Origin of the sequence: Pseudomonas sp. NBRC 111124, from assembly GCF_001320245.1 — a bacterium.
GTDB lineage: Bacteria > Pseudomonadota > Gammaproteobacteria > Pseudomonadales > Pseudomonadaceae > Aquipseudomonas.
On the sequence record NZ_BCBA01000060.1, the window covers coordinates 9,747 to 32,872 of the forward strand.

18 protein-coding genes are annotated in these 23,126 nt (G+C 61.9%); 8 read left to right on the forward strand and 10 right to left on the reverse strand.

The window, feature by feature from the left end; genetic code table 11:
- The first annotated feature begins 55 nt into the window (after positions 1–55).
- The 6 genes from APH28_RS22625 to APH28_RS22650 are packed head-to-tail and all read left to right on the forward strand — an operon-like array spanning position 56 to position 6,113.
- Positions 56–2,971 carry a monovalent cation/H+ antiporter subunit A gene (locus APH28_RS22625; RefSeq protein WP_060512748.1) on the forward strand — a complete coding sequence of 972 codons (2,916 nt, stop codon included), beginning with the start codon at positions 56–58 and terminating at the stop codon, positions 2,969–2,971.
- Complete coding sequence (locus tag APH28_RS22630; protein ID WP_003250128.1) at positions 2,971–3,315, forward strand: Na+/H+ antiporter subunit C; 345 nt, start codon at positions 2,971–2,973, stop codon at positions 3,313–3,315. Before APH28_RS22625 ends, APH28_RS22630 begins: the two co-directional genes overlap by 1 nt.
- Positions 3,312–4,991, forward strand: a complete 1,680-nt coding sequence (locus APH28_RS22635; RefSeq protein WP_060512749.1) for a monovalent cation/H+ antiporter subunit D — start codon at positions 3,312–3,314, stop codon at positions 4,989–4,991. The genes APH28_RS22630 and APH28_RS22635 overlap by 4 nt, the downstream gene beginning before the upstream one ends.
- Positions 4,988–5,476 (forward strand): Na+/H+ antiporter subunit E, encoded by a 489-nt coding sequence (locus tag APH28_RS22640; protein WP_060512750.1) that lies wholly within the window; start codon positions 4,988–4,990, stop codon positions 5,474–5,476. The genes APH28_RS22635 and APH28_RS22640 overlap by 4 nt, the downstream gene beginning before the upstream one ends.
- Positions 5,473–5,751 carry a K+/H+ antiporter subunit F gene (locus APH28_RS22645; protein WP_021783192.1) on the forward strand — a complete coding sequence of 93 codons (279 nt, stop codon included), beginning with the start codon at positions 5,473–5,475 and terminating at the stop codon, positions 5,749–5,751. The genes APH28_RS22640 and APH28_RS22645 overlap by 4 nt, the downstream gene beginning before the upstream one ends.
- A complete protein-coding gene (locus APH28_RS22650; protein WP_060512751.1) occupies positions 5,748–6,113 on the forward strand; it encodes a Na+/H+ antiporter subunit G in 366 nt (121 codons plus the stop codon). The genes APH28_RS22645 and APH28_RS22650 overlap by 4 nt, the downstream gene beginning before the upstream one ends.
- A gap of 11 nt (positions 6,114–6,124) precedes the next feature.
- Here APH28_RS22650 and APH28_RS22655 read toward each other — a convergent pair whose 3' ends face one another.
- Positions 6,125–6,337 carry a hypothetical protein gene (locus APH28_RS22655; protein ID WP_060512752.1) on the reverse strand — a complete coding sequence of 71 codons (213 nt, stop codon included), beginning with the start codon at positions 6,335–6,337 and terminating at the stop codon, positions 6,125–6,127.
- Positions 6,334–6,804, reverse strand: coding sequence for a hypothetical protein (locus APH28_RS22660; protein WP_060512753.1), 471 nt, complete (start codon positions 6,802–6,804; stop codon positions 6,334–6,336). Before APH28_RS22660 ends, APH28_RS22655 begins: the two co-directional genes overlap by 4 nt.
- A gap of 306 nt (positions 6,805–7,110) precedes the next feature.
- On the opposite strand from APH28_RS22660, the gene APH28_RS28295 reads away from it, so the two are divergent.
- Entirely contained in the window at positions 7,111–7,308 is a 198-nt protein-coding gene (locus APH28_RS28295) for a hypothetical protein (RefSeq protein ID WP_371263105.1), read from the forward strand.
- Between the two features lie 6 nt (positions 7,309–7,314).
- Here the strand turns inward: APH28_RS28295 and APH28_RS22665 are convergent, their stop codons facing one another.
- Positions 7,315–7,509, reverse strand: coding sequence for a hypothetical protein (locus APH28_RS22665; RefSeq protein ID WP_060512754.1), 195 nt, complete (start codon positions 7,507–7,509; stop codon positions 7,315–7,317).
- Positions 7,510–7,695: 186 nt separating this feature from the next.
- Positions 7,696–8,100: a TraR/DksA family transcriptional regulator gene (locus APH28_RS22670; RefSeq protein ID WP_012271506.1), complete on the reverse strand. Its 405-nt coding sequence runs from the start codon at positions 8,098–8,100 to the stop codon at positions 7,696–7,698.
- Between the two features lie 302 nt (positions 8,101–8,402).
- Between APH28_RS22670 and APH28_RS22675 the strand changes: the two genes are divergently transcribed.
- On the forward strand, positions 8,403–12,959 hold the full coding sequence (locus APH28_RS22675; protein ID WP_060512755.1) for a hypothetical protein: 4,557 nt from the start codon (positions 8,403–8,405) through the stop codon (positions 12,957–12,959).
- 36 nt (positions 12,960–12,995) lie between these two features.
- On the opposite strand, the gene APH28_RS22680 is transcribed toward APH28_RS22675, so the two are convergent.
- The 6 genes from APH28_RS22680 to APH28_RS22705 all read right to left on the reverse strand — a co-directional run bounded on the left by APH28_RS22680 (position 12,996) and on the right by APH28_RS22705 (position 23,105).
- Positions 12,996–13,769: an enoyl-CoA hydratase gene (locus APH28_RS22680; RefSeq protein WP_060512756.1), complete on the reverse strand. Its 774-nt coding sequence runs from the start codon at positions 13,767–13,769 to the stop codon at positions 12,996–12,998.
- 13 nt (positions 13,770–13,782) lie between these two features.
- Positions 13,783–14,910: an acyl-CoA dehydrogenase gene (locus tag APH28_RS22685; protein WP_060512757.1), complete on the reverse strand. Its 1,128-nt coding sequence runs from the start codon at positions 14,908–14,910 to the stop codon at positions 13,783–13,785.
- A gap of 8 nt (positions 14,911–14,918) precedes the next feature.
- A complete protein-coding gene (locus APH28_RS22690; protein WP_060512758.1) occupies positions 14,919–16,112 on the reverse strand; it encodes an acetyl-CoA C-acyltransferase in 1,194 nt (397 codons plus the stop codon).
- Between the two features lie 11 nt (positions 16,113–16,123).
- A complete protein-coding gene (locus APH28_RS22695; RefSeq protein WP_060512759.1) occupies positions 16,124–16,891 on the reverse strand; it encodes an SDR family NAD(P)-dependent oxidoreductase in 768 nt (255 codons plus the stop codon).
- Positions 16,892–16,905: 14 nt separating this feature from the next.
- On the reverse strand, positions 16,906–18,552 hold the full coding sequence (locus tag APH28_RS22700) for an acyl-CoA synthetase (protein ID WP_060512760.1): 1,647 nt from the start codon (positions 18,550–18,552) through the stop codon (positions 16,906–16,908).
- A gap of 122 nt (positions 18,553–18,674) precedes the next feature.
- Positions 18,675–23,105: an NEL-type E3 ubiquitin ligase domain-containing protein gene (locus APH28_RS22705; RefSeq protein ID WP_371263106.1), complete on the reverse strand. Its 4,431-nt coding sequence runs from the start codon at positions 23,103–23,105 to the stop codon at positions 18,675–18,677.
- Positions 23,106–23,126 lie beyond the last annotated feature (21 nt).

Here is a 23,126-nt window from a genome sequence, read left to right on the forward strand (position 1 = left end):
GTGATCAACGGCCCGACACGTATGATCCTTGCATACCTTTCCAGAATAGAACGCTATGTCTTTGATAGTGCTACTGCTTCTGCCGTTCGTGGGCAGTTGCCTGGCAGCTGCGCTGCCGCACAACGCACGTAACGCCGAGTCCATCCTTGCCGGGCTCGTGGCCCTGGTCGGCACTGTCCAGGTAGCACTGCTGTACCCCCAGATTGCCGACGGCGGGGTGATCCGCGAAGAACTCCTCTGGCTGCCCAGCCTGGGCCTGAACCTCGTCCTGCGCATGGACGGTTTCGCCTGGCTGTTCTCATTGCTGGTGCTGGGCATCGGCACCCTGGTGTCGCTGTATGCGCGCTACTACATGTCGCCGCAGGACCCGGTGCCCCGTTTCTTCGCGTTCTTCCTGGCATTCATGGGTGCCATGCTCGGCCTGGTGATCTCCGGCAACCTGATCCAGCTGGTGTTCTTCTGGGAGCTGACCAGCCTGTTCTCGTTCCTGCTGATCGGTTATTGGCACCACCGCGCCGACGCTCGCCGCGGCGCCTACATGGCCCTGATGGTCACGGGCGCCGGTGGCCTTTGCCTGCTGGTCGGGGCCCTGCTGCTCGGCCATGTGGTCGGCAGCTATGACCTGGACAAGGTCCTGGCTGCCGGCGACATCATCCGCCAGCACGCGCTGTACCCCGTGCTGCTACCCCTGATCCTGATCGGCGCACTGAGCAAGAGCGCGCAATTCCCTTTCCAGTTCTGGCTGCCCCATGCCATGGCAGCACCCACACCGGTTTCCGCCTACCTGCACTCCGCAACCATGGTCAAGGCCGGCGTCTTCCTGCTCGCTCGTTTATGGCCGGTGCTGTCCGGGAGTGACGAGTGGTTCTGGATCGTCGGCGGCGCGGGTGCCATCACCCTGTTGCTGGGCGCCTTCGCCGCCATGTTCCAGAACGACCTCAAGGGCCTGCTGGCCTACTCGACCATCAGTCATCTTGGCCTGATCACTTTGCTGCTGGGCCTCAACAGCCCGCTGGCTGCAGTCGCCGCCGTGTTCCACATTCTCAACCACGCCACCTTCAAGGCCTCGTTGTTCATGGCCGCCGGCATCATCGACCATGAAAGCGGCACCCGTGACATCCGCCGCCTGAGCGGCCTGATACGCATGGTGCCCTACACCGCGACCCTGGCCATGGTGGCCAGCGCCTCGATGGCCGGCGTGCCGTTGATGAACGGCTTCCTGTCCAAAGAAATGTTCTTTGCCGAAACCGTGTTCATCAGTTCCACGGCCTGGGTCGAGGCCACACTGCCGGTGATCGCCACCCTCGCCGGGACCTTCAGCGTCGCCTACGCCCTGCGCTTCACCGTCGATGTGTTCTTCGGGCCCAAGGCCGAGGACCTGCCGCATACGCCGCACGAGCCACCGCGGTGGATGCGCGCACCGGTCGAACTGCTGGTGCTGACCTGCCTGGTGGTCGGCATCTTCCCGGCGCAGTCGGTCGGCCCGCTGCTGGCTGCCGCTGCGCTGCCGGTGGTGGGTGGCACGCTGCCGGAATACAGTCTGGCCATCTGGCATGGCTGGAACGCCCCGCTGATCATGAGCCTGGTGGCCATGAGCGGCGGTATCGTGCTCTATCTGGCGCTGCGCAAGCAGCTGCGCCGTGGTCGCTTCCCTTATCCGCCGCTGATCGAGCGATTCAATGGCAAGCGCTTGTTCGAAACCGGTCAGGTCCGGCTGATGCTGCTGGCGCGGCGCGTCGAGCGGTTGCTGACCAGCCGGCGCCTGCAGTCGCAGTTGTTCATGCTGGTGCTGGCCGCCTTCATCGCCGGCCTCACCCCGATGCTGTACAGCGGCCTGAGCTGGGGCGACCGGCCGAAGATCCCAGGTTCCGGCGTGTTCGTCGCGCTATGGCTGATCGCAATCGCGTGCGCCATCGGCGCCGCCTACCAGGCCAAGTACCACCGCTTGGCAGCCTTGATCATGGTCAGCGTGTGCGGCCTGATGACCTGTATCACGTTCGTCTGGTTCTCCGCCCCGGACCTGGCCCTGACCCAGCTGGTGGTCGAGGTGGTCACCACGGTGTTGATCCTGCTCGGACTGCGCTGGCTGCCACGGCGTATCGAAGGCGTCTCGCCGCTGCCCGGCAGCCTCGACCGCGCCCGTGCCCGGCGCTTGCGCGACCTGCTGTTGGCGGTGCTGGTCGGCGGCGGCATGGCGGTGCTGTCGTACGCCATGCTGACCCGGCCGACGCCCAACGATATCTCGTCGTTCTACCTCAGCCGCGCCCTGCCGCAAGGCGGAGGCACCAACGTGGTTAACGTGATGCTGGTGGACTTCCGTGGCTTCGACACCCTCGGCGAGATTACCGTGCTAGTGGCCGTGGCGCTGACCGTGTTCGCCCTGCTGCGCCGCTTCCGCCCGCCGAAGGAGAGCATGCAGTTGCCGGCCCAGCAGCGCCAGCTGGCGCCCGACGTGGTCACCGACCTGATCAACCCACGGCATGCCACCGACACCGCCTTGGGCTTCATGATGGTGCCTGCCGTGCTGGTGCGCCTGCTGCTGCCAATCGCCTTGCTGGTATCGATGTACCTGTTCATGCGCGGCCACAACCAGCCGGGCGGCGGTTTCGTCGCCGGCCTGGTGATGTCGGTGGCGTTCATCCTCCAGTACATGGTGGCCGGCACCCAGTGGGTCGAAGCGCAGATGAGCCTGCGTCCACTGCGCTGGATGGGCACCGGGCTGCTCTGCGCGACCTTGACCGGGGTCGGCGCCATGCTGCTCGGCTACCCGTTCCTCACCACCCACACCGCTCACCTGCACCTGCCACTGCTCGGCGACGTACATGTGGCCAGCGCGCTGTTCTTCGACATCGGCGTGTACACCGTGGTGGTCGGCTCGACCCTGCTGATCCTCACCGCCCTGGCGCACCAGTCGGTGCGTGCCTACCGCCCGGGCAACCCGTCGAAGTCCAGCCAAGCAGGAGCCGCCTGATGGAAGAAGTCATAGCAGTCGCCATCGGTGTACTGGCCGCCTCGGGGGTGTGGTTGATCCTGCGCCCACGGACCTACCAGGTGATCATGGGCCTGTGCCTGCTGTCGTATGGGGTCAACCTGTTCATCTTCAGCATGGGCAGCCTGTTCATCGGCAAGGAGCCGATCATCAAGGACGGTGTGACCCAGGACCTGCTGCACTACACCGATCCTCTGCCGCAAGCGCTGGTGCTTACGGCCATCGTCATCAGCTTTGCCATGACCGCGCTGTTTTTGGTGGTCCTGCTGGCATCGCGCGGCCTGACCGGCACCGACCATGTGGACGGCCGGGAGCGTGACGAATGAGTGGCATGAGTCAACTGATCGTCGCCCCCATCTTGCTACCGCTGCTGACCGCGGCAGTGATGCTGCTGCTGGGCGAAAAACATCGCCAGGTCAAGGCGCGCCTGAACTTGCTGTCCACCTTCACCGGGCTGGCCATTGCGATCTGCTTGCTGCTGTGGGTACGCAACCAGGGGCAGGCGGAATCGATCGGGGTCTATCTGCCTGGCAACTGGCCGGCACCCTTTGGCATCGTGCTGGTGGTGGATCACCTTTCAGCCCTGTTGCTGACCCTGACCGGTGTCATCGGCATCAGCGCCCTGCTGTTCGCCCGCGCCCGCTGGGATGGCGCCGGCGCCAGCTTCCATGCGTTGTTCCAGATCCAGCTGATGGGCCTGTATGGCGCCTTCCTCACCGCCGACCTATTCAACCTGTTCGTGTTCTTCGAAGTGTTGCTGGCTGCCTCCTACGGCCTGCTGCTGCATGGCTCGGGCCGCGCACGGGTGCGTGCCGGGCTGCATTACATCGCCATCAACCTGTTCGCCTCGTCGCTGTTCCTGATTGGCGCGGCGATGCTGTATGGCGTGACCGGCACCCTCAACATGGCCGACCTGGCGCTGAAGATCCCGCTGATACCAGAGGCCGACCGAGGCCTGCTGCATGCTGGCGCAGCGATCCTGGCCATGGCCTTCCTGGTCAAGGCCGGCATCTGGCCGCTGAATTTCTGGCTGGTACCTGCCTACTCATCGGCCAGTGCGCCCGTCGCCGCGCTGTTCGCCATCATGACCAAGGTCGGCCTGTACGCCGTACTGCGCCTGTGGACCTTGCTGTTTTCCGGGCAAGCCGGTGCGTCGGCACATTTCGGCGGGCAATGGCTGGTCTACGGGGGCTTGGTGACCCTGGCCGTGGCGGCGGTGTCGATACTCGCAGCGCAACGCCTGGAGCGCATGGCTGCGCTGAGCATCCTGGTTTCCGCCGGCACCTTGCTCGGCGCAGTCGGTTTCGCCCAGCCAGCGCTCACAGGCGCGGCATTGTTCTACCTGATCAACTCGAGCCTGGCGCTGTGCGCGCTGTTCCTGCTCGCCGAACTGATCGAACGCTCGCGCTCTGCCAACGAAGCGCCTCTAGATGACGAAGAAGACGCCATGCCCTCCCCCCTCGAGTCGCTGCACCCACCCAAGGGCATCAACCTCGACGATGACCAGAAGGTCGTGATCGGCCAGATCATTCCCTGGACCATGGCGTTCCTCGGCTTGAGCTTCATCGCCTGCGCCCTGCTGATCATCGGCATGCCGCCACTGTCGGGGTTCGTCAGCAAGCTCAACCTCATCAGCGCGCTGTTCAATCCCCAGGGGCTGGGCATGCCAGCCGAGCAGCCACTGTCGGCGGCAGGTTGGGTGCTGGTGGCGTTGCTGATCCTTTCGGGCATGGCCTCACTGATCGCCTTCGGTCGGGTCGGTATCCAGCGCTTCTGGAAGCCCGAAGAGCGCCCCTCACCGCTGCTGCGCCGCTACGAATGCCTGCCCATCGTGATCTTGCTCGGCCTGTGCATCATCCTCAGTTTCAGGGCTGAACCGCTGCTGCGCTACACCCAGGACACCGCAGCCAGCCTGCAGGCACCGGACGCTTACATCGAGGCCGTGATGGCAGCCCGCCCCATCCCTGGCCCGACCACACCCGACGCACAGGTGCAGCCATGAGCCGACTGTTCCCCACGCCGTTGCTGTCTGCCGCCTTGTTCGTACTATGGCTGCTGTTGAACCTGTCGCTCAGCCCCGGCAACCTGTTGCTGGGCGCAGCACTGGGCGTGCTGGCCCCGCTGCTGATGGCTCCGCTGCGCCCGCAATACGCACATGTGAGCAAACCGTGGGTTGTGGCAAAGTTGATTGGCCGGGTTGGCGTCGATGTCATCCATTCCAACTTGCTGGTGGCCATCGGCGTACTGCGTGCCGGGCATCGCCCGCCACGTTCGGCCTTCGTGCACATTCCACTGGACCTGCGCGACGCCCATGGCCTCGCGGCACTGTCGATGATCACCACCGTGGTGCCCGGCACCGTGTGGTCAGAGCTGGCCCTGGACCGCAGCGTACTGCTGCTGCATGTGTTCGAGCTGGACGACGAAGCGGCGTTCATCGAGCACTTCAAGCACACCTACGAACGCCCATTGATGGAGATCTTCGAATGACAGGCCTGCTTGCCAACGCAGTCCTCGCCAGCCTGTTCATCTTCGCCTTGGCCATGGGCCTGACGTTGATCCGGCTGTTTCGCGGCCCCTCCGCCCAGGACCGGGTGCTGGCGCTGGACTATCTGTACATCCTGGCCATGCTGACGATGCTGGTGCTGGGGATCCGCTATGCCAGTGACACCTACTTCGAGGGTGCACTGCTGATTGCATTGTTCGGCTTTGTCGGTTCGTTCGCCCTGGCCAAGTTCCTGTTGCGTGGTGAGGTGATCGAATGACCGAAACCCTTGAGCTGCCATTCTGGCTGGAGCTGGTCACTGCCGCGCTGCTGTTGATCGGTAGCCTGTTCGCGCTGATTGGCGCCATTGGCCTGCTGCGTCTGAAAGACTACTTCCAGCGCATGCACCCACCGGCGCTGGCTTCGACCATCGGTGCCTGGTGCGTGGCACTGGCGTCGATCATCTACTTTTCCTGGCTCAAGGAGGGTCCGGTGCTGCACGCCTGGCTGATCCCAATCCTGCTGTCGATCACCGTACCGGTAACGACACTGCTACTGGCCCGGGCGGCGCTATTCCGCAAGCGCATGTCGAAAGAAGCGGTACCTGAAGAAGTGAGCAGCGGCCGCGATCGCGGCCACTGAAACGGATGACCTTAGCCTTGGGCCAGGCGCTGCAGTTCGCGCCGGACCATGGCGGCATAAGGTGGCGGACTCAGCTGATAGAGCTGGGCTGCCACCCAGCTTAGCCAAGCTCCGCCCATCACTTCACGCTGCGCCAACAGGCGCTGGGCCTCGGCCGAGGCTTGCGCCTGGTGCTGCCGATGAAACGCGGCACGCGTGCCAGGCGCTTCGTCACTGTCACTCATTCACTGGCCTTGAAGGTGGTCAGCTCACCCTTGCGCCACTTGGCCACCTTGCCGGTGACGGCCTTGAGCAACTTGCCCAGGCCTTCCTGAACTTGCTGCTGCGCTGCGAACACCAGCATCACGCCGTGACCTTCGCGGAATACGATGCCTTCGCCTTCCGGCACCGAAACAAACGCGTAGTCGCCCACGCCGTAGACATTCAGCTTGATTTCGCGAAAGCGCATTTCCAGTTTGCCGCCTTCGCGGCTGGGTAGGACGGCGGCACGGAAGTGATCGCCCACCTTCAATTCCAGACGCTGCTTGTCATCGACCACCAAAGCACTTTCGGTATCGATCTCGGCCATGTACAGGCCTTCGGGGTTCTGTTCGGTGACATAGATGAAACGGCCCTGAAACAGCTTGGCCAACTTGCCGCGCAGATCGCCCAGGGCAAACAAGGCGTGGGTATCCAGTGTACTGACTGCCAATGAAGTAATCCTCAAACCGGTGACACCGCCCTCACTCGGAGTCGGTGAGGCGCGGCCATTTCTATTCGATAGGCGAAAAGAATAATAAAGTAATACACGAAACGTCTGTGCCTGCTGGCGATGCAGCACGCAGGAAACTTTACTCTGGCTTGCCAGATATAGCCTCAAGACAGGCTTTCGGCATATTCCCCATCAGGGAAGCGTAATGTCTGACAACAAACCCGCCAGAAAAGATGCGATAGATAACCGCTGGCCCTTCGGCAGAACGGGCTCAGGTATCCATCAGCGCATTACCGGGGAATGAATATGCACGAAAACACTGAAATCCGTCGAGAGGCAAAGAACATTTCTTACCTCCTATGCGGCCGTAACCGGCCACGCTACGTGGTCATACCGGCAGGTATCGAGTTCTTCCACGTTACCGAAAGCGCCACTGGCAGGGTCAAAGGCTTTCGCCGATTGCACCGCGATGCTTGCGCCCTGGCCCGTAGCCTGGAGGCGTGAAACCGCTCAGGCGGCGTGGCCTTCATCCATGATCTGCAACCATGCGGCCTTGCATTCCATAGCTTCGCCACGGGTGGCGAACGCTGTACCACGGCGTTCGCCATTGACCAAGACCACCCAACATACCCGCTTGCCCAGTGCCTGCATATTCGCAGGCACACCTGAACCGATCATCACCGCTACATCGACCCGGCTGTTCATCATTCCCTCCGGCACTTAGATAGCACCCTAACTATAAGGTCATGATACGCCGAGCGACTGCCGGGTAACAGCGCATCCTGGTACAGCAGTATTACGCGCTGAGCAACAAATGCCGCAAACTGATTTACGCAAGAAACGCAAAAAGCCCCAGAGATTGCTCAATGGGGCTTCGCGCACTGTGCCCGGTCAGACCTGGCGCTGATGGCGGTCGAGCTGCTCGTGGCGCTCCTGAGCTTCGATACAGTACTTGGTGGTGGGGCTGATCAGCAAACGTTTCAGGCCAATCGGCTCGCCACTGTCATCGCACCAGCCGAAGCTTTCGTCGGTGATGCGGTCCAGGGCCATTTCCAGCTGCGGCAGCAAGCGCTGGTCGCGGTCGATGGCATTCACCAGCCAGCTGCGCTCTTCTTCGACCGACGCCACGTCAGCAGGGTCCGACGGCGTATCCAGGCCTTCGATGGTAGTGCGGCTCAGCTCGATGCGTTCATGGGTTTCGACTTTCATCGCCTGCAGCAGCTCAGTGAAGAAGGCCAGCTGGTCAGCGTTCATGTAGTCATCGGCCGACATGGCCAGCAACTGTTCCTTGGTCATCGATTTCTCTATGAAAAAATGTGCATTTGGGCGATTCAGGTGCCGCCAACACCTCGGCATCGGCAGCGAAATTCTTCAAGCGCCAACCGGCACTCTTTTACAGGGGGCGGCAGTCTAAGGTGCCAAGCCGTCGCGAGCAACAGCAATCAGAGGGGAATTGCCAGAAACGGCCTGGAATCCGCTCACTGGCAACCTTTGATGGGTCAGCAGCGTTGACCAGGCAGGTAGCAACTACGTGCCACCTGGGTCTACACGAGAAATTGCCTGATAGGTGTTTTCACCTGAGAAGGAAGACCCTGCCCATGACCAACACGCTTTCACAGCGCCTGGCGCTTTACAGCAACCTCAATTGCCAAGTTGCCACTCGCTTCGCCAAGCGTCCCACCCTGCATGATGCTGCCGATCACATGTTGCGCGAACAATGGCAGGCATTCGGGCTGAGCGATCAATATGAGCCTGCGGACCTCAACCTTGTCAGCAATCAGCCGCAACAGGGGAGAACGTGGATCCGGCCCTTGGCCCAGGCCGTCGTCGAGCGCTACTGCCAACCCGGCACACTGCATTTGACGCAAGGCGAAGACTACCTCACTCGCCATTCACATGCCGACCCTGGCTGGGCGCTGGATATCGATCTGCTGCAGGTTCAACAGCTCATTAACCAGATTTCTCCTTTTCTGATCGAGGGCTACTCACAGCTTCTAGTGAACTACTGGAGCCAGCCTGATAGTTCGGGAGAAACCCCTTGGCAATGGTATGAGCACTATCTGAAGAATCTTCTGAGCACTGCCATTGAAACACATCGCTCTGCAACCAGCCTTGCGCCATTGGCATTGGCCACTGTGAGGCTGGTGCATGACTTTCCTCAAGCCAGCCAACGCAATGCCTGGGCGAACACCAGAACCCTCGGCGTCAGTGAATTGAGCGTCGATTACTCCGCCGATGGCAAGCTGGACGTCGACCTGGCCAGCGCCATTCTGCTCGAGCGCTCGGACGGCCCTCCACCAAAAGGCATCACATTGCTGTACACCCTGTCGGGGCGGCTTCTGGATTTCGATTCGCGCCAAGCGCTGTTGCACGACATCGGCCTGACATGGCCTTTGAACTCCAGGGTAAAACCACGGCAAGTTGCGCTTGTGCCGTCCACCGGCAACGTGTTCGCGCAGCAGGCACTGGGCATGTTGACGCAACAACTGCGCGTTATCGAACAGGTTGGCTCGCACCTGACCCCGCCATTGGGGCCACTGGCACTCAATCTGCAACTGGACCGCCTCACGGCCATGCTCGATCAGTGCAGCGATGTCGAAGTTGTCCAGCGGACCGCCCTCAACGCACAGTTACCCGAGTGGCTACGCAATGCCGAGAGCCGAACACTGCTGCACTACGGTAATTTGCTGGCAGACATCGCGCAGGCCTATCACGATGTAAATGGGCAGTTCTGGCTGGATGGCATCGACAGCGCCGAAGACTTCGCCAACCACCGCCTGGCAGCCCGTTTCGAAAAAGACCATCCGGGCACCCTCCTCAAGCCTGAACACGTGCGCGTGGTCAACTACCAGACCACCGCAGTGGCCACTCCCGGTCAAGAAGCCATCATTCAAACTGGCGAAGTTACCCCTGTGACCTTTACGTTGGCGCAGTTGGCAATCGGAAATCTCGGACTGCTCAAACCTGGGCGCGTGGCCATTGCCAACGATGGGCAGACGCCATTACCTGGCTGGCTCGACGAGACCTACGTGCGTACGGTGATCAGTGAGTTGGACATCGGCAGTGCCTACCCCGCCATGCTGCGCAAAAACATGCTGGACGACCCACTGCAGCACCAGGAGCGCCAGCAGTTGCTAACGCGCCAACTGCGCTCGCAGCTACCAAGCCAGGCATTGGAGCTGCATCTGCGCGGCAAGGACGTCGACAAGGATGCCGCTGAGCACATTGCCTTGGCGCTCAACCCTCAATGGTCAAGCCAAGCCCCGCGCTGGGTAATGCGGCCTTTGGGCTTCATCAAGTCACCGGGTGCGACCATAGACCATCCTTACAATACCTGGCTAATAGAAGCAGAAACACCCGCTCACCACCCGTGCCTGCTATACCGTCCGATGCATGAGGACACGCTGCTGCAGTTCAAGGATCGCATGGCCCTGTTCGTGGCAATCAGTACGCCCGGCGAACTGCAGGACGACCTGCTGCACCGGCTGCCCCCTGAAATCCGCCGATTCTATGCCCACGGGGGGTTTTTGCAGCCACACCTGTTTACACCGCTGGACTATTCCTTCGTGGTCCCACTCAGCACGCCAGCGCCTGTCCAATTGGCGGTGGAGCCAGCGTTGGACAACATTGGCGAGAAGATCTACCAAGCGTGCGTGGCAGAAACCATCAGTCGTTTCGAGGAGCATTCATCGACTTCATCCCAGACCCGCCTTACTCGGGTTAAAGACCTTGCATGGCTGGTGCTCAATTCAGTATTGCCGTTTGCCGGCAAGGTTCTGAACAGGATTGCCTGGCTTTTCCAAATGGAAGCAGCCCTGGCCGAGTACATCGAGCCCGAGGATGCACAAAACCCCACAGAGCACCGACTTGCACTGGTCAATCTGCTCGTCAATGTTGCCATGCTGCTGTTCTCGCATTCATTGTTCAAACAGCGGCTTGAACAGGAAATACCTGCCGAGACAACGCCTGTCATGCCCCTCCCCGCCCTCCCTGATCTCGACCCCGGCACAGAAGCACTGCCACCGGAGCTGATCGTTACAGCAGACAGTGCGCTGGACGCCAGCTGGTCACATGCCAGCGCAAAGCTGGACAACGCACAACGCGGCGCCCTGATGGCCCTTCGCGCTCCGGTGCCAGAGGCGTCGTTGGGTAGCGCCATCGCGCTAGGCGCACTGCGTGGCCTTCATCTCTATCAAAACCTGCTGTATGCGGTGGTGGAAGGGCAGGTCTATGAGGTCGCGGTGCAAGAGGACACTCAGCAAGTTCGCATCCTCGGCGCCGATGGCAGCACCGGGCCATGGCTGAAGCGCGACGCAAACGGCGCCTGGCAACTGGACTTGGGCCTGCGCTTGCGCGCGGGAATGCCGCTGGGCAGTCGGATTTTTAAAGCACAGGAAGAGAAACGTCAGGAACGCGAAGCAGTCGCCGCTCGCGTGAGAGAAGCCACAACCCGCTCGTCGCAGCAGAGCGAGGCCATGGTGCAAGACCTAGAGGCCATGATGACCGAGGACCCCAACCTGTTGCAGGCCTCGATCACCCGGTTGCAAGCCCAGGCAGATTTCTGGGAGCAGTACCTTAAAGACTTCGAGCGACTGGATACGCTCAGCGCCGGTACCAAGAACTTCAAGATCAACCGGGCCAAACTGTTATACCAGGCCGCCATGGCTCGCCAGGCCATGCACAGCGCTCTGCGTCGCCTCTACAAGAATCGGCATGACCCGCTCCTGCAATTGGCGCAAAAACAGAACAGCGGCGACACCTTCAGCGCGGCCGATGTGGAAATCATCCGGCAGCGCCTGGACGACATCGCCCCCTTGCTGGATACACTGATTGGAAATGCAACGCTGCTGAGTGAGCACCAGACACAACTACAGCAACTGACCAGCCTCAGCTTCCCCGAAATCACTACTTGGTACCAAGCCGCCAGCCGTATCAAAGTGACCAGCAAAATGCCCGTCGCCCTGCGATTCATGCGCCTTGAGTCTCTGATCAACCGCATTGAGTTCGTGCACCACCTAAGCTCGGTTGATAGCTATTGGCTGCATCGATTCTGGCAAAATACGCAATTGCTGGTTAGCCAGCGGCTGCAGTACCTGTCGCTAGGCGAAGCCAGCGACGAAGCCAGGGTTCGATTGCTCCAAGGCCAGGCGGAGCAACCGGCGAGCGCACGTCGGCAATTGCAGCACATCGAACCCGCACAGCTCGATGCCCCCGCCAAACTGACCCTGAGTCGGCTGGAAAATGACCTGGCCTTTATTGACCATGGCATTACAACCGATCTCGGCAACCTGCCGGCCTATCCGCCCACCGTCAGTGTTGCACAGCTGCGCAGCCAGTTACCCGGCCTGATCGAAACCTCGGAGCATGGCTTGCTGCTGGGCGAGCCACGTCAGGACGACGCCTCGATCATCGATATCGCCGGACCGGACAGCCATGTACCCGGCAGCGCGTATCACATGGTGGACGGTGGTTGGGTACAGATCCAGGCTCAACCACAGCCCGAACCCGCCCCTGCGGCGACGGGCAGGTCTCTCAAACGCTTGCTCAAGGAAAGTAACCAGGCACAACGCAAGGCCCGAGAGCACATGGCGCATCTTGAGCGACAGCTGACGGGCAGCTACCTACCCGTAGAGATCGAGGAGCAGATCAATCAACAACGCGAAGACTTGCTTGCTCACATCAACGCCATCGAGGCGCGTCTGACTGCAGATAATCAGACCGACGAAGCTACCCAGGCCGCAGATGCTGCGCGCGTCGTGCGTGCGCTTTATCAGCAAGCCGAACAGCTGCAGTCTGCTGCACCGCGCTTGCGCACTCAGGCAGCGTTGGCGCAGCTACCGAGGATGGGCGATCTGCAATACCTGATCGAGCAAGGCCAGGTACAGGTCAGTCGGCTGGGAGCCCGCATGCGAACGGCCAGGGTCAAAGGCCGCCCGGCGGACTTCTTCGATGAATACGCCATCGTGCATGAAGGCAAGGCGCTGTGGTACGCACATTTTCACTACCCAGCCATGGACAGCCCCAAGTCAGCCTTCATCGTCGGTCACCTGAAGACGGCAGCTCAGCGCTACCTGACCAGCAACGACCGTAACAAGGTTCACCGGGGTGCAATCACGGCACAAGCCGCACAACGGTACTTCTTCAATCTGGCGTGAAATCGCGGGCACTGCCTAGGGCAGTGCCCGTGCGCTTCAACGGTCCTTGAACTGCGCCTCGCGCTTGGCAATGAAGGCCGCCATGCCTTCTTTCTGGTCTTCGGTGGCGAAGGCGGCGTGGAACACCCGACGCTCGAAGCGCACGCCTTCGCTGAGTGTCACCTCGAAGGCGCGGTTGACGCTTTCCTTGACCATCATGCTGACCGGGATCGATTTACTGGCGATGGTCGCCGCCACCTTCAGCGCCTCTTCCAGCAGCTCCGCCTGCGGCACGATACGCGCTACCAAGCCAGCACGTTCGGCTTCCTCCGCGCCCATCAGGCGGCCAGTCAGGCACAGTTCCATGGCCTTGGCCTTGCCCACCGCACGGGTCAAGCGCTGGGTACCGCCCATGCCCGGCAGCACGCCGAGGTTGATCTCCGGCTGACCGAACTTGGCATTGTCGGCAGCCAGGATGAAGTCGCACATCATCGCCAGCTCGCAGCCACCGCCCAAGGCAAAGCCGGACACTGCGGCGATGATCGGTTTACGCCGGTTGGCAATGCGATCGGCATCGCTGAACAGGTCCTCAACGTAGATCTGTGGGTATTGCAGCTCGGCCATTTCCTTGATGTCGGCCCCGGCGGCAAAGGCCTTGGCAGAGCCGGTGAGCACCACGCAGCCAATGTTGGGATCACGCTCAAGCTGGTCCAGCGCCTGATTGATCTCGCCGACGATCTGCGCGTTGAGCGCGTTCAACGCCTGCGGCCGGTTAAGGGTAATCAGGCCGACCTTGCCGTGGATATCCAACAGGATGGTTTCGAATGCCATGCAGTCTGCTCCTTCAAAGATTACGCGCAATGACCATGCGCTGAATGTCGCTGGTGCCTTCGTAGATCTGGCAGACCCGAACGTCGCGGTAGATCCGCTCCAGCGGGAAGTCGCTCAGATAGCCATATCCGCCCAACGTCTGCAAGGCATCCGAACAGACCTTTTCGGCCATTTCCGAGGCGAAAAGCTTCGCCATCGACGCTTCCACCAGCGCTGGATGTCCGGCATCACGCAGTGCGGCGGCGTGTAGCACCATCTGCCGGGCCACGGCGATCTTCGTTGCCATGTCGGCGAGGCGGAACGCCACGGCTTGGTGTTCGATCAGCGGCTTGCCGAAGCTCTTGCGTTCATTGGCGTAGTCACGCGCCACCTCGAAGGCAGCGCGGGCCATGCCCACGGCTTGCGAGGCAATGCCGATGCGGCCGCCCTCGAGGTTGGCCAGGGCGATCTTGTAGCCCTCGCCTTCCGCGCCCAGGCGATTGGCCACGGGCACACGCACGTTGTCGAAAACGATCTGGCAGGTATCCGAGGCATGCTGGCCCAGTTTGTCTTCCACCCGCGCCACCTGATAACCCGGCGAGTCGGTGGGTACGATAAAAGCGCTGATGCCGCGCTTGCCAGCGTCCGGGTCAGTCACGGCAAAGACGATCACCACGCCGGCATTCTGCCCGGACGTGATGAACTGCTTGCTACCATTGAGCACGTAATGGTCGCCGTCAAGCCGCGCACGGGCCTTCAGGCTGCTGGCATCGGAACCGGCCTGCGGTTCGGTCAAGGCGAAGGCACCCAGCATCGAACCCGTGGCCAGCGGCGTGAGGAACTGCTCTTTCTGCTGCTCGCTGCCAAACCGCAGGATCGGCACGCACCCTACCGAGTTGTGCACGCTCATGATGGTCGAGCAGGCACCGTCACCGGCGGCGATCTCCTCCAGCGCCATGGCATAGGCCACATAACCGGTATCGCTGCCGCCCCACTGCTCAGGCACCAGCATGCCGAACAGGCCGAGCTCGGCCATTTCCTCGATGGCCTCCTTCGGGAAGCGGTGCTCCTTGTCCCATCGCTCGGCAAACGGCTTCAGGCGTTCCTGGGCAAAGGCGCGTACCGCATCGGCGATCTGTTGTTGCTCGTCAGTTACCAGCATGGTTCACCTCAATACAGGCATTCGACAGCCATGGCTGTGGCTTCGCCACCGCCGATGCAGATAGCGGCCACGCCACGACGCAGGTTGTTCTGGCGCAGAGCCGACAGCAGGGTCACCAGAATGCGCGCGCCCGAGGCGCCGATCGGGTGGCCCAGGGCGCAGGCGCCGCCGTGGATATTGACCTTGTCGTGCGGCAGGTCGAGGTGCTTCATGGCCGCCAAGGTAACCACGGCGAAGGCTTCGTTGATCTCGAACAGGTCGACATCGCCCAGGCTCCAGCCGGTGCGCTTCATCAGTTTGTCGATGGCACCAATCGGCGCAGTGGGGAACAGCGCCGGGGTGTCGGCGAAGGCGGCATGACCGTGAATCACCGCTATCGGCTTGAGGCCACGCTTGTCGGCTTCGGAGCGGCGCATCAGCACCAACGCTGCAGCACCGTCGGAAATCGAACTGGCGTTGGCGGCAGTCACCGTGCCGCCTTCGCGGAAGGCCGGCTTGAGCTGCGGGATCTTGTCCAGGCGCGCCTTGGGCGGTTGTTCGTCGTCCTTGATGACGCGCTTCTCCTTGCCCTCGATGACCTCTACCGGCACGATCTCGGCAGCGAAACGGCCATGCTTGATTGCGTCTTGGGCGCGGGTCAGCGAGGTGATGGCGAACTGGTCCTGGGCTTCGCGACTGAAGGCATTGGCCTGGGCGCAGTCTTCGGCAAAGGTCCCCATCAGACGGCCCCTGTCGTAGGCGTCTTCCAGGCCATCCATGAACATGTGGTCGATGATCTTGCCGTGGCCCATGCGGTAGCCACCGCGAGCTTTGTCCAGCAGGTAGGGCGCGTTGGTCATGCTCTCCATGCCGCCGGCCACCACTACATCGGAGGTTCCAGCCAACAGCAGGTCATGGGCCATGATCGCCGCCTGCATGCCCGAGCCGCACATCTTGTTCAGGGTGGTGCAAGTGGTGTGTTTATCCAACCCGGCGCCCAGCGCCGCCTGGCGCGCCGGTGCCTGGCCCTGGCCAGCCGGCAGCACGCAGCCGAACAGCACCTGCTCGACGCTGGCGGCATCGATGCCGGCGCGCTCGACGGCGCCACGGATGGCCGCGCTACCCAGCTGCGGCGCGGTCAGGCTCTTGAGGTCGCCTTGCAGGCCGCCCATGGGCGTGCGCACGGCGCTGACGATAACGATCGGGTCATTGGCGAGGTTCATGTGCGTACTCCTTACTTGGCAGCCATGCGCAGTGCACCGTCGAGGCGGATCACCTCGCCGTTGAGCATGCTGTTCTCGATAATATGGCGGGCCAACGCGGCGTATTCCTGCGGGCGCCCGAGACGTGGCGGGAACGGCACGCCAGCGGCCAGCGAGGCACGTACCTCTTCGGTCATGCCGGCCATCATCGGCGTTTCGAAGATGCCCGGGGCGATGGTCATCACGCGGATGCCGAAACGCGCCAGTTCGCGAGCAGCCGGCAGCGTCAGGCTGGCGATCGCACCTTTGGAGGCAGCATAGGCGGCTTGGCCAATCTGGCCGTCGTAGGCCGCGATGGACGCGGTGTTGATGATCACCCCACGCTCGCCATAGTCGTCTGCCTGCCCTTCAGCCATGGCCGCAGCCGCCAGGCGCAACAGGTTGAAGCTGCCGATCAGGTTGACGTTGATGACCTTGGCGAAACTGGCCAGCCCGTGCGGGCCTTGCTTGCCAAGCACCTTTTCGGCGCCGACGATGCCGGCACAGTTGACCAGACCGTGGATACTGCCAAAGGCTGCGACAGCGGCATCGACTGCCGCCTGAGCAGCCTGCTCGTCACTGATATCGGCGACTGCAAAGCGGGCATTGTCACCCAGCTCAGTGGCCTTGGCCTCGACGGCCTGGGCATTGAGGTCAACCAGCATGACCTTGGCGCCAGCCTCGACCAGCATCTGCGCAGTGGCTGCTCCTAGCCCGGAGGCGGCGCCACTGACGATGAAATGTTTATTGGCTATGTGCATGATGCGGTTCCTTTTCAGGCGCTGGCAGGGGTGGCCTGTTGCGCTTGTTGTTTGGCGACTTCCTGATTGCGCAGGATGAAGCGTTGCAGCTTGCCGCTCGGGGTCTTGGGCAGCTCGCTGACGAATTCGATTTCACGGGGGTAGGCATGCGCGTAAAGGCGCTGACGTACGTGCTGACGCAAGGCCTCCTCAAGCGCTGCGCTAGCGACGTAGCCACTGGCCAACACGACGAAGGCCTTGATCAGCTCGGTGCGCTCTGGGTCTGGCTTGCCGATCACCGCCGCCTCGATCACCGCCGGGTGCTCGATCAGCGCACTTTCCACGTCGAATGGGCCAACCCGGTAGCCAGAGGTGGTGATCACGTCATCACTGCGGCCGACGAAACTGATGCTGCCGTCCGGGTTCAATTCGACCGTGTCGCCGCTCAGGTAGTACTTGCCGACGAAGGCTTTGGTCGGCAAGCCGTGGTAGCCGCCGAACCAGCACAGTGGCGACTGCTCGCGGTCGACGGCGAGGATGCCCGGTTGGCCGGCAGGCAGTTCATTGGCCTGCTCGTCCAGGACCACGATGCGGTGGCCAGGGATGGCAAACCCCGCTGAGCCCAAATGCACCGGGTGCTGCAGGCCGTGGTGATTGCACAGCACCATGCCCAGCTCGGTCTGGCCGTAATGGTCGTGGATGGTCACCCCCAGTTCATCGGCAAACCAGCGGATGACCTCCGGGTTGAGCGGCTCGCCGGCACTGCTGACGACCCGCAGGCGCCCCTTGATCGGTGCCGAGAACGCGTTGCCGGCGGCGATCAGCAGACGGTACGCAGTGGGCGAGCCAGCCAGGTTGGTGATGCCCAGCTTGTCGATCACCCGCGCGCAGCTGTCGACACTGAACGGGCCATCGTAGAAGGTGGTGGCGTGGCCCAGCGCCAGCGGCCCGGTCACTGCGTAGTACAGGCCATAGGCCCAGCCCGGGTCGGCCAGGTTCCAGAAGTTGTCGTCTGGGTGCAAATCGATGGCATCGCGCATGTAGCCCTGGAAGGCAACAATGGCACGCAGCGGCACTTCCAGCGGCTTGGCCGGGCCGGTGGTGCCGGAGGTGAACATCAGCAGGAACGGGTCGTTTCCACTGCGCATCACCGGCTCACACACAGCGGCTGCCGCGTCCAGGCACTGATTGAAATCCAGCTCCCCACTGCGGGCGTTGACCGTGATGATTACCGGGCAGCCGTGAACTTCATCGAGCTTGGCGCGGTTCTGCGCGTCGGTCACAACTACACGGGCGTGAGACTGTTCAAGACGATGCTCGATGGCCTTAGGGCCAAAGGCGGTGAACAACGGCTGGTAAACCGCTCCCAGGCGCCAGGTGGCAAGTATCGTCACGAGCAGCTCGGCGGTCCGCGGCATCAGGCCGGCAACCCGATCGCCTGGACCTACCCCCTGCGCCTTGAGCACATTGGCGAAGCGGGCAGCCCGGACCTTGAGCTGGTCGAAGCTGTAACGGGCACTGTTGCCTTCACGGTCTTCGCAGACCAGCGCCAGCTTACCGACACCGGCATGGCGGTCACAGCATTCGACACAGGCATTGAGGGCGGTGAGGTCGCCATGCAGCGCCGCAGTAGCGGCTTGAGCATGGTCGAACGCACGCGCAGCCTCGGCGTAATCGCGCATCGTTGGACTCCTGGTTTCTTGTTTTTCGAGTTAAACCATCGGTCCAACGATGTTCGCGCCGCCAGGGCCTGGCGACAATGGTCAAAGCTGTCAATCTGGATGACCGGTTTTGCCGCCCTTGGTCAGCCATCGCCGCGTTCGGATGCGCGCAGGTAGGATTGGGTCAGACCCTTGACCAGGCGCTCTGTATCGTCGACCTCCTGCTGTCGCAAATGGCTGAGCTGCTCCTCATAGACTACCGGCGACAAGGCCGGCCGTTGAGCCTGAAGCTCAAGCGAACGCTGGCTGTAGTCGATTCGGATAGCGTCGAACATCTGGCCATGCTGCTGGTGCAAGTAGCGGCGCCAGAACTCGCGCTGGCTCAGGCTATCGGTGAGGGCTTCTATTGTCTGCGCCTGGGTAACCCGCTGGAACGCGTCCTCGACCTGGGCCTCCGTGAGCTCGGCAGCGTCGGAATAGCGCATGGCATAGGGTTGGCAGGGCAATTTCAAACGGCCACGCAGTTGCACTCTATAGGCCAAGCCCAGGGCCAACTGATCGAAATGTTCCCCGGCGACCTGTCGCTGCCAGCAATCGTGATAGGCAACCCTTTCCAGTTGGTCCAGGCGGTGCAGCTGTCGGCCCAGCTCCAGCAAAATCCCTCTGTTTTCAGGGTCGAGTGCTTCGGTTTCGGCCTGCGCCTGCCTTACCAGAACCTGAATTTCACTGAAGCGGCTGGCGGCCGCATCCGAACATGACAACGACAGGCCGGCACGTTGAAAGATCCGCCCAGAAAGTACTGGATCGGCGTCCAGCGCCTGCAGCACTGCCCAAACGCCATCGGCCAGTACAGTTCGTCCTTCCCCGGCATTACGGTAGTCAGCAGTGAGCTCCAGGCGGGCCAACAGCTGGAACAACCCACTGCTTTCAGGTTGCGCCAGCAACCGCTGCCACAATGCCTGACGTGATACCTGAACCGCTGCATCCGCATGCCCCACCCAGAGTGCCAGGGCGCGTGGCAAGTCAACATGGCCTGGCGCCTCAGGCAGGTGACCATGCTCCTCAATGACATCGAGCGCATATAGCCTCTGCAACTGCCCGCGAGGCAACGGGTTGCGCTCCACCATAATCGCGCGCCGGAACGCATATGGCATTTGCTGGATTTCGTTCGGCACCGTGCGCAGGAGGTTGTCGCGCAGGTCGGCTCGTTCGAGCAAACCACACAGTTCCAGGCGTTGCGGCCAGGCACCCAGCCGGCAATGGCGCAGATTCAGGCTGGTCAGATGGGAGAGCTGATGGAATCGCAGGTCCAATGCCTCCATCGGGTTGTAACTCAGATCAAGCTGGGCGAGGTTAGGCAGCCCATGCAGAATTTCGACTGCTTGCGCATCCAGCCGAAGCTGATTGTGTGCCAGGCGCAGCACTCGCAGCTCCGGTAGATAAGCGATGCCCGTCGGCATGTGTCGCAGCTGGTTGTTGCTCAGGCTCAGCTCCGTGACGGCAGTGAACGGGCGAAGGAAGTCGACCGGAACCTCGCTGACCGAAGAGTCGTTCAGGCTCAACACTGTGATGCGATGGAAATCGATTTGCGGCGGTAGCGCCGGTAGCGTGCGCAAATGCGAACCTCTGAGCGACAGACGCTGGCCAGGCGCTCGCCCGTCGCCCGCCGGAACCACTTCACCTTGCAGTCGCCATGCCCGCAGGATGCTGTCTGCCGTCAATCTGCGTGCGGCCTGGCGACTTTCCTGCAAATCAGCACTGACCCAGCGGTTAAGGTGCTGCACCAGTTGATCATGATCGTCCTGCAACTCCACCAAGCGCTCAAGCACCGGCCGGCTGCCCTGCTGCAGATGCGCCAGCTCCTCATCGAGCGCCTGCTCATCCAACCCGGGATACAGCGCGCGCAGCTGATCACGAATGATCGCCTGCTCATTGCTGGGTGGGGCAGCAGGGTGGTCACTGAGCGGGTACCCTACTCTTCCATCGTCAAGACGCCGCCCTGGATTGAACCAGGCAGGCTTCTCTGGCCAGCCGAGCATTCGGGTAATTCCCCACTGCGAAGCGGGCAGACGAGCCAGAAGCTGCTCACGAAGCTGTTGTGGTGAGACCATGCCGGCCCGCTGCTCGCCTGTAAGCACTGCAAAGATCGCCTCGAAGATGCAGCCCGGGTCGCTGAGCGTAACCGGCAGCCGTTCACCCATACCGTTGTAGACCTGGAACCTGCCCTCTTTGTGCACCAGAACCCTGTCTGCCTCTCCTTGCCCAACGCTACCCACCTGCTTGATCGAGCGCCCATCCACCCCGTCGTCACGCAAGTCGATGTTAAGCCCTTCAAGCTCAAGGCTATCTAGCAAGGTGAGCGCCAGCACTCCCGTTTCGTCGCTGTAGCCAGTGCTCAGATAAAGGCCGGCCAGCGCCCGGTTCAGACGTGCCAGGCGTAACAGCGATCGCGCGTTCTGGGCGCACGCCAAGGGCAACCGTTGCTCGACTCGCGCCATTTCACGCTCCAGGTCACTCGCCTGGCCGAGCACTTCACTGACATAGGCCGAAGGCAGGCCAGGAAAGTCGCGCTGGACCAACACACTCAGTGGGTCCTGGGCCGACGGCTGTTGCGTCAGGTGGGTGAACAGTTGCGGACGCAGTTCGGCCTCCTGCGCCAACACCGATTCCAAGCCTTTGCCAATGCCTGGGCGACGCTCACTCCAGGCCAGCAGTTCACTGTCTGGCGGCATCAACGTCCTCAGGCGCATACGCTCGAAGAATGTTTCAATACGTGCTTGTGCCTGGAACGCGCGCAGGGTCTGTACAAGATTCACCGGGGCCGGCCGGTTCTCCACCAGAATTCCACGTAGCTCCTCCTGGTCGATACCCGCCACCTGCAAGATCTGCTCGGCCTGAAGCTGATCGATTGGCGTATGTTGCGGCCAAAGCACATCCAGCATGCGCGCAGCATCCTCCCATGCCAGTGGCTGTTCGCGCATCAGTCGCCAGCCGCGCTCACCGTTATGCAATACCACTGGGCCGTAATCGCCGTGTCCCAGCGCATGGCGCAGCCTGTAGGGGCCGTCGGGATTGGGCTGGTGCACTTCATGGTAGCGCCCATCGATACGGACCCAGCGACGTTCTCCGACGCCAAAGCGCCCGTCCTCAAGTTGATCGATGCTGCCAGGCGTGGATCGATAATCTTCGGCATCATAGCGCCACAGACGTCCGTTCCTGCCTTCCAGACTTACCGGCTGCAGACCTTCGACAAACGCGCTGCGCAGATAACTGACAGCTCCGATAGTCGCGGCCGTGGCGGCCAAGGTTTCGGCAACCCCAAGCAAGTGTTCCATGGCTTCGTGCTGATGGCCCCGCGACCAATCCATCACCCCTTCGAACACTTCCGAGCAGGTTTGAACAACCAACTGCCCCAGCAGCAAGGCCCCCACCACCGGAATGAAAAACCCGGCCAGATTCACCAGGTCCAGGCCTGCAGCCTTCCATGCGGCATGCCTGGCGCGCACGGCCAGGCTGTCGGCATCGGCACTCGTCACCAGCAACATTCGCGCGTCATCCTTGAGCCGCTGTACCTGAAGGGCGGCAAGCTGGGTGAAGATGTTCGCGCTCTGTGCGGAGCCCTCCAGCGCCAGGTCCGGTTGATCATCCTTGAGGCGCTTGCCAAGGGTGGTAATAAAGTCTGCACGGTGCTCGAGGCTGATCAACTGCGTGAAATACTGGCGGTAATCTGCCTTTTGCAGCAACCGCGCCACTGCGCTGTTCATGGCCGGCGCATTGTCAAAAAGACGCAGCGCCTGATAGGGATCGCTGGGAAGGTAGAGTACGATGCCCCGGTCAACGCCAATGTTGTCACGCAACTGAATCAGCAAGCCATCAGCCACCGGTACTCCCAGGGCCATTAGCAGACCGGGGTATCCTTTGAGCCCCTCCTCTCTGTGTACCTCTCCATCGCTCGCAATCTCACGCAGGGCTATCTGCACATCGGCAGTGATTCGCCCCTGTAAGGCAGCCAGCTCGGTTGCCAGCTTCAGCCCTGAACGTTTGTCCTCGACCAGAATGGTCTGCGTTTCCGGATGGAAAATCCGCTCCAGCTCTTGCTGATAGCGAGTACCCACATCCAGCCTGCGACAGTTCTCGATCAACGCTTCCAGCGACCCTCCCAACGGCTTGTCGTCCCCCGGTAATACCAGCCCGGTGCCGTCAAAGTACGAGGTACCCGCCGAGAAATTGCGCATCAGCCGCAGCAGGCCGTTTTCACGCGTCTGGCTGTATTCGTAGGTCTGTTCCAAGGTACCTGGCCGCCTGCCAATGCGTGGTTCTACCGTCAGCCATTCGAGCTGATCGAATAGCTGGCCCTCTGGCAGCCGCTTATCCAGCAGCGTCACCAGGTATTGCTCGGCGAACTGCTGAATTGGCAGTAGCTCAAGCGTGAGGCCACGCAAGCGGGCCTGGCTTGCGTGATGAGCGTTCAGGCTGGCCCGCAGGGTGTTGATCTGCCCCCTGGAAGCTCGCTTGAGCCAGTCTGGTAACCTGGCCCCGATGAACTGGTCGGTGCCACTGGTAAGGTTGGCCATGATTGGCTCCTTGATATCTGA